11 protein-coding genes and 1 pseudogene are annotated in these 14,033 nt (G+C 54.1%); 3 read left to right on the top strand and 9 right to left on the bottom strand.

Translation table 11 applies throughout. The features are described 5' to 3' along the window. Positions 1–214: 214 nt before the first annotated feature. From pyc to ACQY5P_RS06115, 9 genes and pseudogenes are all read right to left on the bottom strand, one after another. Positions 215–3,676 carry a pyruvate carboxylase gene (pyc, locus tag ACQY5P_RS06075; protein WP_104831478.1) on the bottom strand — a complete coding sequence of 1,154 codons (3,462 nt, stop codon included), beginning with the start codon at positions 3,674–3,676 and terminating at the stop codon, positions 215–217. A gap of 491 nt (positions 3,677–4,167) precedes the next feature. After that, a complete protein-coding gene (locus tag ACQY5P_RS06080; RefSeq protein ID WP_104831479.1) occupies positions 4,168–4,485 on the bottom strand; it encodes a non-heme iron oxygenase ferredoxin subunit in 318 nt (105 codons plus the stop codon). A gap of 107 nt (positions 4,486–4,592) precedes the next feature. Beyond that, positions 4,593–4,970, bottom strand: a complete 378-nt coding sequence (locus tag ACQY5P_RS06085; RefSeq protein WP_207764903.1) for a 2Fe-2S iron-sulfur cluster-binding protein — start codon at positions 4,968–4,970, stop codon at positions 4,593–4,595. A gap of 15 nt (positions 4,971–4,985) precedes the next feature. Then, the gene (locus ACQY5P_RS06090; RefSeq protein ID WP_104831480.1) at positions 4,986–5,906 is read right to left on the bottom strand and encodes a catechol 2,3-dioxygenase; all 921 of its coding nucleotides are present in this window, start codon (positions 5,904–5,906) and stop codon (positions 4,986–4,988) included. A 1-nt stretch (position 5,907) separates the two neighbouring features. Continuing rightward, positions 5,908–6,162 (bottom strand): Zn-ribbon domain-containing OB-fold protein, encoded by a 255-nt coding sequence (locus tag ACQY5P_RS06095; protein ID WP_243396462.1) that lies wholly within the window; start codon positions 6,160–6,162, stop codon positions 5,908–5,910. Positions 6,163–6,180: 18 nt separating this feature from the next. Next, a pseudogene (locus tag ACQY5P_RS06100) lies at positions 6,181–6,321 on the bottom strand (hypothetical protein); the annotation flags it as partial. After that, positions 6,318–7,505, bottom strand: a complete 1,188-nt coding sequence (locus tag ACQY5P_RS06105; protein WP_104831482.1) for a thiolase family protein — start codon at positions 7,503–7,505, stop codon at positions 6,318–6,320. The gene ACQY5P_RS06105 and the pseudogene ACQY5P_RS06100, both read right to left, overlap by 4 nt. A gap of 55 nt (positions 7,506–7,560) precedes the next feature. Then, the gene (locus ACQY5P_RS06110; protein WP_104831483.1) at positions 7,561–8,049 is read right to left on the bottom strand and encodes an aromatic-ring-hydroxylating dioxygenase subunit beta; all 489 of its coding nucleotides are present in this window, start codon (positions 8,047–8,049) and stop codon (positions 7,561–7,563) included. 60 nt (positions 8,050–8,109) lie between these two features. After that, positions 8,110–9,372, bottom strand: coding sequence for an aromatic ring-hydroxylating oxygenase subunit alpha (locus tag ACQY5P_RS06115; protein ID WP_104831484.1), 1,263 nt, complete (start codon positions 9,370–9,372; stop codon positions 8,110–8,112). A 210-nt stretch (positions 9,373–9,582) separates the two neighbouring features. Between ACQY5P_RS06115 and ACQY5P_RS06120 the strand changes: the two genes are divergently transcribed. The 3 genes from ACQY5P_RS06120 to ACQY5P_RS06130 all read left to right on the top strand — a co-directional run bounded on the left by ACQY5P_RS06120 (position 9,583) and on the right by ACQY5P_RS06130 (position 14,023). Continuing rightward, a complete protein-coding gene (locus tag ACQY5P_RS06120; protein ID WP_104831485.1) occupies positions 9,583–10,620 on the top strand; it encodes a LysR family transcriptional regulator in 1,038 nt (345 codons plus the stop codon). After that, positions 10,621–11,388 carry an SDR family NAD(P)-dependent oxidoreductase gene (locus ACQY5P_RS06125; RefSeq protein WP_104831486.1) on the top strand — a complete coding sequence of 256 codons (768 nt, stop codon included), beginning with the start codon at positions 10,621–10,623 and terminating at the stop codon, positions 11,386–11,388. It abuts the gene before it with no gap. 343 nt (positions 11,389–11,731) lie between these two features. Then, positions 11,732–14,023, top strand: a complete 2,292-nt coding sequence (locus tag ACQY5P_RS06130) for a TonB-dependent receptor (protein ID WP_104831487.1) — start codon at positions 11,732–11,734, stop codon at positions 14,021–14,023. Positions 14,024–14,033 lie beyond the last annotated feature (10 nt).

The raw sequence follows: 14,033 nt of genomic DNA on the forward strand, positions 1-14,033 counted from the left end.
AATCCCACATTTGCCGCGGGAAGAAGGATTTTTCGTTGGTGCAAGCTTCGGAGATACACCGCTTGAAGCAGCTCGATGAGAAGGACAAGAAACTTAGAGCCGGTCGCCGATCTATCAACGCACAATAGCATATTGCTGGGTGATAAAAGAACAGGTATGGTATGACCACTCAGACAACGGAAAATTCCGCAGTCTTCACCGGACACCTACAGCTTTATTCTAATTCTACAAGTAGATCTTTGGCATCGATCTGGTCGCCCGTCTCAATGGCGATGCGTTTGACGACGCCGTCGGTTTCTGCGGCGACTTTCACTTCCATTTTCATGGCTTCAAGGATGACCAGCGCATCGCCCGCCTTCACCTTGTCGCCGGGCGCGACACGAATCTCGCTGACGGCGCCCGGCATGGGCGCGCCGACAGCCTTCACATCACCGGCTTTCGCCTTTTCGCGGTGAACGCTTTTATCCTCGCGCGCGGCGTCGCGGATTTTGATGGTGCGCGGCTGACCGTTCAGGGAGAAGAACACCCGCGCCAGCCCTTCCTCGTCGGCATCCGAGACCGACTGGCATTGAATGATCAGGGTTTTTCCGTGTTCAATTTCGACGGAAATTTCTTTCTCCGGCGGCAAGCCATAGAAAAACTCGTCCGTCGGCAACACGCTCATATCGCCATAGTCGCCGCGGAATTTGGCGAACTCTGCAAACACTTTCGGATATAACAAGGCCGAAGCGAGATCATTATCGCTAACCCCGGCGCCTGTCGCCTCTGCGGTCTCAGTGCGCTTCGCCTCCAGATCAACCGGCGCCATATGTTTGCCCGGCCGGTCGGTGATCGGCGTCGCGCCTTTCAGGATTTTCTGTTGCAGCGCTTTGGGGAAGCCGCCATGGGGTTGGCCGAGATCGCCATGGAAGAATGACACGACCGATTCCGGAAAGGAAATATCCTTTTTCGGATTTTCGACATCCGCGCGCGTCAGCCCCGCCGACACCATGGAGAGCGCCATGTCGCCGACAACTTTCGAGCTTGGCGTCACCTTGACGATGTTGCCGAACATCTCGTTGACGTCAGCATAGGCCTGCGCCACCTCATGCCAGCGTTCGCCCTCGATGCCAAGAGAACGCGCCTGTTCGCGTAAGTTTGTGAACTGCCCGCCCGGCATCGCATGGAGATAAACCTCCGACGCGCCGGAGCGCACATCGCTTTCAAAAGCGGCGTAAAGATCGCGCACCGCCTCCCAATAAAAACTCAACTCGCGGATTGCTCCGTCATCGAGACCGGGATCGCGCACATCCCCCTGAAGCGCCGCCACGATAGATCCCAGCGGCGGTTGCGCCGTCAGTCCGCTCATGGAATCGAGCGCCGCGTCGACCACATCAACGCCCGCATCGACCGCCGCCAGCACCGACGCAGATGAGGCGCCGCTGGTGTCATGGGTGTGGAAGTGAACAGGCAGCTTTGTTTCTTCCTTGAGCGCCGCCACAAGCAGCTTCGCCGCACGCGGTTTGGCGACGCCCGCCATATCCTTGATCGCCAGCATGTGCGCGCCATGCGTTTCAAGGTCCTTGGCGAGCTTCAGATAATAGTCGAGCGTGAATTTCTTTTCGTGTTCACTCGTCAGATCGCCGGAATAGCAAATAGCGGCTTCGCATACGGCGCCGGTTTTTTGCACCGCGTCCATGGCGACATACATGTTCTCCGCCCAGTTGAGCGAATCGAACACGCGGAAGATATCGATGCCCGTATCGGCGGCGCGCTCCACAAAATACTGGACGACATTATCCGGATAGTTGGTGTAGCCGACCGCATTGGAAGCGCGCAGGAGCATTTGCAAGGGGATATTCGGCGCGGCTTCGCGAAGAAGCTCCAGCCGCCGCCACGGATCTTCTTTCAAAAAGCGCATTGCGACATCGAACGTCGCCCCGCCCCAGCATTCCAGCGAAAAGAGATTGGGCAAACGCCGCGCGTAATGAGGCGCGGCCTGAACCATGTCATAGGTGCGCATGCGTGTCGCCAGCAGCGACTGATGCGCGTCGCGCATAGTCGTGTCGGTGACGAAGACCTGTTTTTGGTCCCGCACCCATTGGCCGAAGGCGGTGGGGCCAAGCTCTTTCAACTTGTCTCGCAATCCAGGCGGAACAGGGCTTCCCGCAACGTCCGGCAATTGCGGGTCGACATGGCGCGCCGGCTCCGCCCTGCCCTTCACTTCCGGATTGCCATTGACATTTACGTCTGCGAGGAAGCGCAAAAGCTTCGTCGCACGGTCTTTGCGCTTCGGGAATGCGAACAGCTCCGGCGTCTCATCAATGAAGCGCGTCGTGTAATCGTTCGAGCGGAACTTCGGATGATTGACGAGATTCGCGAGGAACACGAGATTGGTCGCGACGCCGCGAATACGGAACTCGTTTAGGGCCCGCGACATGCGATTGATCGCTTCGTCCGGCGTCGGTGCCCAGGCAGTCACTTTTTCTAGCAGCGAGTCGTAAAACCGCGTCACCTGCGCGCCCGCATAGGCTGTGCCGCCATCGAGCCGGATGCCAAAGCCCGTGGCCCCGCGATAGGCGACGATACGCCCATAATCCGGAATGAAGTTTTCTTCCGGGTTTTCCGTCGTCACCCGGCATTGCAGCGCATGACCGTTGAGATGGATATCTTCTTGCGTCGGGATGCCGCTTTCCGGCGAACCGATCGCCTGGCCCTCGGCGATGCGAATCTGCGCTTTGACAATGTCGACGCCGGTGACCTCTTCGGTCACCGTATGCTCAACCTGAATGCGCGGATTGACCTCGATAAAGTAAAAGGCGCTCGTCTCCGCGTCCATCAGGAACTCAACAGTCCCGGCGTTGTTATAGCTAACCTCGCGGCCGAGCTTTAACGCCAGCGCGCAAAGCGACTGACGCTGTGCGTCATCGAGATAAGGCGCGGGCGCGCGCTCCACAACCTTCTGATGACGTCGCTGCACCGAACAGTCCCGTTCAAAAAGATGTAAAAGATTCCCGTGGGAATCGCCGATCAGCTGCACTTCCACATGCCGCGCCTGACGCACGAGCTTTTCAAGATAGACGTCGCCCTTGCCGAAGGCCGACAAGGCTTCGCGCCGGCCCGTATCGACGGCGGCGAGAAGCTCCGACTCGTCCTCAATAACGCGCATGCCGCGGCCGCCGCCGCCCCAGCTCGCCTTAAGCATCAGGGGATAGCCGACGCCAGCAGCGGCTTTTTTGATTGCCGTTTCGTCATCCGGCAAAACACCGGTCGCCGGCACTACAGGCACACCGGCTTTCTCGGCGATGGCGCGAGCCGACACCTTGTCGCCAAGTGCGCGCATGATCGACGGCGACGGGCCGATAAAGACAATCCCCTCTTCGGCGCAGCGTTCGGCGAAATCGGGGTTTTCCGACAGAAACCCGTAACCGGGATGGATCGCGTCGGCGCCGCATTTGCGGGCGATGCGCACAATGTCTTCGATGTCGAGATAGGCTTTGACCGGTCCCAGCCCGGCCCCGACCTGATAGCTCTCATCCGCCTTGAAACGGTGCAGCGCGAGCTTGTCTTCCTCGGCGTAAATCGCAACGGTCTTGATCCCAAGCTCCGCCGCCCCGCGCATCACGCGAATCGCGATCTCACTTCGGTTGGCGACGAGAAGAGTTTTTATTCCCGCGGGTCTTGTCATATTCGCCATTTATCGAAGCTTTCGTAATTCCTTCTGGCAAGCCGCCTTAGATTGTTATCACAACTTTTCATTGTCCCGCCACTATATCTCAAGCCGCAGGCAATAGAACTCGCGCTTGCCTCAACGAAATGCAATGAGCCCTCAACGTTATTGGTTGATACCAAGTATATATTCATTGTCCTTCGATTCGTTAAGCTCCACGCGGATTGCCTCCATGTGCGCAGATAAACAGAAAAACCCATTTTAAAATTCATACTATGTATGGTGCTCAGCTACCGAAAATGTGTCCGGTCAAGCTTTATGCCATCTGCGGCCACACTATCCCGCAATATGAAAGCGTAAACGCTCCCAGGAACTCGTTGATGACGAGCGCGCCAAGATTTCTTGAACATTTCGCAAGATAAGAAAAGCCATCATAAACCTGATCGCCGTTGATGAACAACATGTTCTGTCCATCTTGCTTCCTTGAAGGCGGCTAACTCTGTCCTACGTTATGGATGTCACTCAGGCTTCTCGATGCACACAAACCCATCGACAACTTGCGCTGAATAGGTTTTCAATGGAACTGAGCACGGCAAATTCACAACCCCTCCAGTTTTGATTGAAAACGATCCGCCATGGAACGGGCATTCGATCAGGTCACCTTCTTGAAACCCTTCAGTGAGATCTGCATCTCCGTGCGTACAAGTACGGTTAGTAACGTAGATTTCGTCATCAACGCGATAGACCGCGAGGGGCGGAATGCCTTCGATTTCAACAGAGACAGGCACCCCCTCGATGACTTCCGACTCGGCGCATAGACGCAACACATTTTTCATTCTTTTCCTTTCGCTCAAGCCGCATTACCGAAGAGACTCCCCTATTTTTCACGGTCGAAGTCGGTTTTGGCGCTTTTGTGGATTGTGCTATTGGCTTTTTGATTTATTCAGGCATTCTTGTCGAGCGGCGCCGGAGTGATTGTCAGATCGGAGCGTGGGAAAATGCAGCAGGCGAGCGCATAGTTTTTCTCTTCGTCGGCGACGGACACTTTCGCCCGACTCATCTTTTTTCGCACGACCTCACCATTGAGAATTCTGACCCGACAGACACCGCATCCACCCCTTCGGCAGCCGACGGGAATGTGCGTTACGCCAGCATACTCTAGAGCCGAAAGCACATCAGCGCCGACCGAACAGCCGACAGGCTCTGCGCCCATCACTCGAATCTGAAACGTCGCGCTGCTCTTCGATTCCACAACATGATTACCTGTTATTTGGAAAAATGCATTCGGATTGCGGCACTCTTCGCGCGGGACGCCAGCCATGCAATTTCACTGCATTCACGTCATCACTGAAGTGAATCGATCATGAACTTCTTTTTCGTAATAGAAAATAGCCTTCCCCATTTGGTCCACCGTCCACTCCCGAACCGGATTATCCGGATAGTGTTGATAACCTCCCGCAAAACACTCGTTCCGATTCCCGGATGGATCAAAAAAATAAACTGTTTGGCCGCGGGTTATACCATGACGGGTCGGCCCAATATCAAGCGATATATTTCGCTGGGCGATCAGATCGCATGCATGGCCCACATCGTTCCACGATTCCACAAGGAAAGAAGCATGATGTAACTTCGCGTCGGCGGGGCCTGTTAGGAACGCAATATCATGCGCTTTGTTTGAGCAGGTGAGAAATATAGCGATAGCGTTTCCCTCTGGATCAGTCGCGCGCTCGGTTACGACAAAATCAAGCGCCTTTTCGAAAATCTCAGCCGAAGCTGCGATATCCACACCCAGAACCGCGCAGTGGTCGAATCTTGAAATGCGCATACCCCGCGGTTCGTGTCGCCAGATGTCGGGATTTTTTGTCTGAGGCCCATTGCCAGAAAGCTCCATCTCTGAATAAAGTTCAATCGTATGCCCCGTTGGAATCGAAAAGCGAACGCGCCTACCGACACCCGGATAAGCACCAGCCGGAACGATAGCCGTCTCGACGCCAATGCCTTTTAGACGTTTTGCAAAAACGGTGAGCGCCTCCTCGGTGAGGACCTTGAACCCTAATACATCCAGACCTGCTTCATCCGCTTGCCTTAGCACGACGGAATGTCGGTCAAATTCATCATACGCCTTCAAAAAGGCGACCTCGCCATCCTGGCTTACCAGGTCCAATCCCAGATTATCCCGGTAATGAACAATTCCCTCGCCGAGGTCCATGACGCGAATCTGAATGAATCCTGGTCTTAATACACCGGTTACGGCCATTTTAATCCTCCCTCTTCCAGCCTGCTTCATTGACGACGGAAAAGCTGAGCGTCGGGCCCTCAGTCGGCGCGACAGACCATACGGCTTCGACGTCATCGCCGACATGCGCCGTTACGCCACCAGTAACGGCGGAAACGATCCTCGGCCCCTCTTCGAGCGCAATCAGCGCAACGCCATATGGCGGCGTTTCATTTTCGCTGAATGCCCGGTGATAAACGACAAAACTATGAACTTTTCCGTATCCAGACGCCTTCATTTCCGTCAATTCACTGGACCAACACTCTGAACAGAAAGTTGCGCCCGGGGCAAGGACGACGCCGCATACGCTGCATTTTTTCAGCCGCAACTCGTTTCGGGCTACCCCCTCCCAGAAGGCGATATTTTGCTCATCGCGAAAAAATCTTTCTTCCGTCAACGGACTTTCTCCGGACTAAGAACTAGGCATGCATGATAATCCATTCGCCCGCCTTGCGCAGTGACCAAGGACCATCCATTATTTCCGATTTGCCGATCACCGGCGCGATTCGCGGCCTGAAGATAACCTTCTGAAACCTGTGTCATCCCCTGAAGATAATAACCGGAAAGCTGGCCGCCGCCGGTATTAACTGGAAATCGCCCGCCGGGCGCCAAGGCGCCGTCCGCAACAAAATCCTTGCCCTCGCCGCGCTCGCAAAACCCATATCCTTCAAGACCGAGGAGCGTTGTAACCGTAAAAGCATCATAGATCTGCGCGTGATCAATATCACGCGCAGATATTCCGGCCATTCGATAGGCTTTCTTTCCCGCGACCCTGGCCGGAGTGTCAGTCTCGTTTTCGTAATCGGAATAGGCGAGATAGCCGCGGTGCCCCTGGCCCATGCCCCAGATAAACGCGGCGCCATTTCGTTCGCCGCCACCGCCTTCCGGAGCGGAAACAATTACGGCGCCGGCGCCGTTGACTGGGAACGCACAATCGAACATGCGCAGCGGATCGGCGATCAGCTTTGAATTCAGATAATCGTCCATTGACATCGGTTTAGTCTGAAACGCGAGCGGACTGCGTCGCGCCCATTGACGCGCCGCCAGCGCCACTTCACCGAATGTCTCCGCGCCGACACCAAACAGTTCCATATAGCGGCGCATCGCAAAACCATAGGCACCCACTGCGCCGTAAAGTCCGTATTGCCGCTCCCAGCCAGGAATATTCGTCAGCGCTAAATCGATTGCGTAGGCATCACCGCCTCTCCGCTTTGGCAGGATTGGCGTATCGGCAAAGACACAGACAACATTTTCCGCCATTCCATTCGCAACCGCCATCGCTGCATATTGAATCATCTGCACGCCGCATGCAGCCTGCGAAGCCAAGACATTGCCAAATGTCAGGTCGCGAAAGCCAAGATCATCGAAAAGCCGTAACGGCAAGTCATCGGATGGGTTCGTATCGCTGCGATTGATTACTACGCCATCTACATCGCTTTTCTGAAGGCCGGCGTCAGCAACAGCTGCGATGATAGCGTCGCAAGCTAACGCTTTTTGCGACTTCAAATATTCGCGCGATAGTTCGGCAAAACCCAGGCCGCAGATTTTTGCAATTGGCTTATCGACTCGCTTTGACGTCATATCACTCCAGTTGCCCGATTCCCCGCTGAAACACTCTAAACCGAAACATCGCCGGTTAGATCAGAAAAGCAAGGGAAGGCACAGCCTCTTGGGAGTTAATAAGGTCGACGCGCTTGCGTGCGATTCTCAAGGTTTCATCGACGCGCCGGAAAATATGCTCCGTCCGCCCGATCCACCAATGCAGGTCCTTGGTCGATTGAATCTGTAATTCGCCGAGCATGAAAGCAGAGCAAACCTTATATTCAGACTCGTTGAGAGATTCGACTTCAATATTGGAAATCAGTCGTGTCATTGGTGACGGCGGCACTTGCGCATGGCGAACGCCTGTCTTTAACATTCGGATTCTCGTGGAAACGCGCGAACGGTTGTCATAAAGGAGAGAGAGCTGAGTTGCCGGATTTGGATCCTCCCGATTGATTGGAACCCAATACTCCATGTCATCAGTCAACAGGCTTTCCCAATCATCGTACTGAGCATTGTCCGCGAAACGCGCCTCTTTGTACAACAGGTTGCAGATGCTTCTGTATTCTTCATCAGAAACCATAATTAATCCTCGTAGCTAAGCCGTCATCATGACGGCGCTTTCCGCCGCACCGCTACCTGGTCAAGCGACCATCACTTCTTTGTAGCGACTCCAGAACGCGCGATTCGTCACTTCATCGGTCACATGCGACTCCATCACACCCATACCGTTTCTGTCTTCCCGACCCATGCCCCTTCGAAGGTCAATCTCCATGGGACCCCCATCGAAGGCCAAATCCTGACGCTCGGTGATCACGCCATCATCAGGAAGAAAGAAGGATGACGGTCCAAGAGCCGCCTCACAGAGGCGAATAATGCGCGTGTTCATTTCGTCAGAAACACCTTCGAGCAGCATTGGCGTGTGGCGCTGCACCGTTACGCCGACCTGATCGACCTCGTAATAAACGATATTGGTCTCGGCCAGAAACAGGTTTGGAAAGATCAGGGCATGCGGCGGTCCATCATGGATGATTCGCGATGCCCGATTGTCGCCGTAAGCTTCACGAAGCTGGTCGCAATACGCCTTGGCGAAGGGCTTCATCGGTTTTTTATCGCTGTAACCGAGCCACTCCAGATCGCTTGAGAACCCGGCAGCGAGAAACAGCTCTGAATGCCCGTTCCCCCAATCGACCGCGGTCGTCTTTAATTCGTCCTCACCAGCGAGAACAGCTTCATTGTAACGTGACTCGATGGAACGTGCGAGCGAAGCGTGAACATAGTTCACATGATACCCGTCGATATTGTTCTCACACTGAAGTTTCCAGTTTGTCTTGTACAGAAATTTTGCCCAGCCTGCGTTCAATCGGATTTTCCCGACAGGCGAACTTTCCACCGCGCGATCTATCAGACTCGCGCCTTCGCCGAGGTAATCCATAAAATCGACGGGATTCGGGTTCAATGTTGCGAAGACAAACCCCTTGTAAACACCAACGGTCGCCTTTGGCAGGCACTTGTGATCGAGGTCTTTGGAGCCCGCACCGTAAGGAACCGACTTAAGGTCGCCATTCAAACCAAACACCCAGCCGTGATACCAGCAAGTGATCGCACCGCGCACATTACCCCTTTCTTCTTGACATAGAAGCGTGCCGCGGTGCGTGCATTTGTTCGAAATGACATTAACTTCGCCGTCGCGATTGCGGATGACGAGATATGGCTCTCTACCAATGCTGCGACGGACATAATCGCCTGGATTCGGAATTTCCGAGTCATGGGCGACGAAGCTCCAGCCGTTATGAAAGATTTTCCTGATTTCGTCTTCGAAAATCTTTTCGTCCTTATAAACGCGGCTGTTGATGATGCCGTCTTTCACAATCGTCGAATAGTCAATCGCGTTTTGAACACTCATGCGACTTCCTTTCTATCCTTTCAACGCCATTCGCGTGGCTGGAGCGATTATTGAATTGATGCACATACACAATATGCTTGCGCATATTTCAATCTGTCTCTACTTTCTGGTGCCGAGAACTTCATTTGAATGACGGCATTTAACTTCAACGGGCGCTGCATATCCATCTTCACGAAACTATTTCCAGGCCCATGAAAGTAAAGAAGTCTGATGCGAATAGATGATATCAGCAAAACGAATATCAGGGGGCTGGACCTGAACCTCCTGCGCGTGTTCGACGCCGTTATGCGGCTGGGGAGCGTATCACGGGCGGCCGAAGATCTGGGGATGACTCAGCCGTCGACGAGCGGGCAGATTAGCAAGCTTCGCGAAGCCCTGAACGATCCTCTTTTCGTTCGAGAGAGTCATGGCGTTGCGCCGACGCCCTTTTCGGAGAATCTATACCCCTACATTCGCGACGCGCTTGATACGATCGGGCGAGGGCTGAAGGATGTCCGGGAATTTGATCCTCACGCCGACAGCCGCACATTCACAATTATCATGACGGACATTGGAGAGACGACTATTCTGCCGTCAATAATCCGCGCCTTCTCACGCTTCAGTCCCACAATATCTTTTCGGGCGATCAATCTACCGACCCATGAAACGCCGGACGCCCTTAAGAGCGGGCTTGCCGAGCTCGCAATCGCATACATGCCCTATCTGGATGTCGGATTTTTTCAGCGCAAACTTTTTTCGACCGATTACATCTGCCTAGCACGGAAAAGCCATCCGGAGGTGGCGAAGGGCATCTCGATAGCGGCGTTCAAGGCCGCAGGTCACGTTGTCGCGGAAGCGCGCGGCACCGGGCACTTTTACCTGCTCGAACAGAATTTCGACGCGCTCGGCATCGATCGCAGGATAAAGGTGCGGGTTCCGAATTTCATGTCGATCCCTCATATCGTTTCAGGCACGGATTTGTTAGCCACCGTGCCGCGAGCGTTCGGTCTCGCCCTGAAGGACGGGCCGCCCGATTTATGCGGCTACGAACATCCCGTAAGATTGCCGTCGATCGACGTGAAAATGCTCTGGCATGAACGGTTTCACAAGGATCCGGCTCATCGGTGGCTGCGAGAACAGATTTTTTCAGTCGTTCAGAACATCCACTGGGACGGCAGCGTCGAGAAATTTATGGGTGGCGCCAAGAAAAACCAGAAGCGACCCGCCGCCATAAAAAAGGCCAGCGGCGAAAGGGAGAAAAGAACCTAAATGACGACTCCTATCGAGAAGACCGGCCGGGCGGCAATCGTTACCGGTTCCACGCGCGGGATCGGCAATGCGATTGCGACTGAATTGGCGAACGCCGGCTATAATGTCGTGATTTCTTCCAGGCGAAGCGAGGCTTGTGAAACCGCCGCCGATCGGATAAACGAGGCGGAAGGCCGCACCGTTGCCTTTCCTTTCGCAGCCGATATTGCCGACAGGCAGGCGCTGGAAGGCCTTGTAGAGGCGGCTAACGAAACCTTCGGACGGCTTGATTGTGTCGTCTGTAATGCGGCTTCCTCACCCTATTTCGGACCTATGCGCGACGCTCCCGATCCGGACTTCGAAGCTGTGCTGAAAAATAACATTCTTTCAGCCCACTGGCTCACCCGTTCGTCGGTCCCGCATATGCAGAATATCGGCGGCGGCTCGATCATTTATATCGCATCGATTGGCGGGCTTCGCGCTTATGATCATATCGGCGCTTATTCCGTCTCGAAGGCGGCGATGCTCCAACTGGCGCGCAATTACGCTCGTGAACTGGGCCCGAGCAATATCAGAGTCAATGCAATTTCGCCCGGCGTGATCGAAACCGATTTTTCAAAATCGACGATCGCCAACTCGAAACTGAAGACCGCTTTTGAACGTGAAACCTTTGTCGGACGCCTAGGTTTGCCCGAGGACATTGCGCCGATGGCGGTATTTCTGGCCGGCCCAGGCTCCACCTTCTTGACGGGCCAAAATATCGTCATCGACGGCGGCGCGTCAGTTTAGCTCGCATCGCAGGCCTTGTGTGCCGGATTTTTTAAAGTTTTGCGGCCAGTCAATGATTTAGCTCGAAACATCGATTCAGATTGTTCGTTTTTCGTGTTCGGAATTCTCATTTAAAGCGCTGCCCACACCGCTATTTATTGCGCAGTCCCGAACATTAGGCTCGAACCCGGCTAGGTCACGCTCAAAGCCGCGGGCCATTTGAGCGTCGCGAGATATTCCTCTTCCATATATCAGTTATCTCAGCCGGCGCATTGCGAATTATTTTTAGTTCGTACCAAAATTAACATCAGCGCGCAATTAATAACCAGACGCGTATTACCCTAATATTTCTTGGGAGGGAAATATGACGGATCGGTATGCCTCTATTGCGTTCATTCGGCGTCAACGACGCTTGAGAATGATTCTGGCCGGTTCAATTTTCGCATGCAATGCGGCCAATAGCCTAACGCCTGCACTGGCGCAGGCGACAGATGCGCTTCGTGACTCGATCGTCGTTACAGCGACAAAAAAATCAGAAGCCGAAGACGTGCAAGAAGTGCCGCTGGCCGTGACAGCCTATGGCGAGGCGCAGCTGGACGCTTTATTGGTCAAGGACATATCAGATCTCAGCTTCAGCCAGCCGAATGTGACATTGGAGAACATCAATTCGGTCGGCGGCGCCTTGAATTTCTCCATTCGCGGCCTAGGCGTGAACAGCTCGATTCCTTCAATCGATCCTGCTGTCGGCGTATTTGTCGATGGCGTTTATCTCGGCATTACGACAGGCGCGACGTTCGATACTTTCGACCTCGAAGGCATCGAAATCCTCCGCGGACCTCAGGGCGTGCTGTTCGGCCGCAACGTCACGGGTGGCGCGGTGTTGATTAAATCGAAGCGTCCTTCAGACGAATTTGAATTCAAGGCGAAAGGCCAATGGGAGTCGGGGTTGAACCAAGTCTACCAGGCAGCCGTCTCCGCTCCACTTATCCCAGGCGTCTTGAATGCTAAAATTTCCGGCATGTTCAATGATGATCAGGGCTGGTTCACCAATCTGGCTACCGGGGAGAAGTTTAATCCGGGCCAATCATTTTCCATTCGGCCTTCAATCGAGCTGACTCTCGGCGAATCTTTTGATCTTTACGTCCGCTATGAACATGGCGAAACTGAAGACGGCCATGGCGTCGGCCAAAATCGCGCGCTTTACGATCGCGATACTTTTGATCTTGAAATCGGCAATCCGGGCTTCCTGAATCAGGAATGGGATATGGTGACGGCGGAAGCCAACCTCGATGTCGCATTTGGCGAGGGTACGATCACCAATATTTTCGGGTGGCGCAAATTCAACTCTCGCTCGATATTCGACCCGGACAGCACCGCAGTCGATTATTTCAAATTTGGCGAATACACCGAGCAAGACCAGATCAGTAACGAACTCCGATACGCTGGAACATTCAGCGACATCGTCGAACTGACACTTGGGCTTTACTATTTTAGTCAGGACGTACTTTACGAAGAAGTACGGTTTCTTTTTCAGGACCCGATACTAGCGCCAGGACAAGCCTTGGGAACGGTTCCGGGACCGCTTTCGTTTTACGGTGGGGGCATCCAAGATCATCAAACTTATGGCGTATTTAGCCATGTTGATATTGCTTTGACCCCTACCTTGTCTCTTCTCTTGGGGCTTCGATATTCTTATGAAGAAAAGAGCGTCAATATTGCCACGATCGTACCGGGGCCGCCGTCGCCAAATGACTTCGACATCCCACCGGGCGCATGTAACCTCCCCGATAACGATTGCGTATTCAACGTCAACGCCGATCCAAATTTTGATCCCGAGAAGGATTTCTCTGCGCTGAGCCCTAAAATTGGTTTCCAGTGGGATTTTCGTGACGATGCACAAGCCTATTTCCACTGGTCTCGCGGCAATCGATCCGGCGGCTATAACTTGCGCAACACCTCGCCGGTCGCCCTGCCCGGTCCGTTCGATCAGGAAACAATCGACGCATTCGAGTTCGGCCTGAAGGCCCAAACGCTTTCCGGTCGCGCGACCGTTAACGCGGCGCTGTACTGGAACAACGTCTCTGACATGCAGCGCGAAGTAATTTTTCCGGATCCTGTCAGCGGCCTGATCCAGATCATTGAAAACACTGCCGACGCGCGCATTCGCGGTTTCGAATTGGACGGGCAGATCTTCGTGACTGACAATTTCGTCCTGACCGGATTCGCCGGCCACACGGATGCAGAATACACCAACGTGCTCTTCGACATCACTCAGGACGGCGTCGTCGACGACGTGGATCTAAATCTCGAACTCCCCCGCGCCCCGAAATGGACATATGGGGTCGGAGCCATTCTAGACCTTCCGGTGAACAATATCGGCCATGCGACGGCGCGTGTGAATTTCAGCCACCGTGACAGGTCATATTATTCAGATAACAATGTAGGCGTCTTGAGCCCGGGCGACATATTAAGCGCTTCCGTGAGCTTTTCGCCTGTAAATGAGAATATTCGTTTCTCTGTCTACGGCAAAAACCTTCTGAATGATGTGACGGAAGGGTCGGAAAATCCTCTCGGATTTCCGCCGGGCCAGCAAGGCACCTATGCCGGTTTGAACAAGGGGCGCGTAGTCGGCGGCGAATTATTGGTCTCTTTCTAGATTAGTCCCG

It is taken from the genome of Hyphococcus sp. (assembly GCF_965267305.1).
Classification (GTDB): Bacteria; Pseudomonadota; Alphaproteobacteria; order Caulobacterales; family Parvularculaceae; genus Hyphococcus.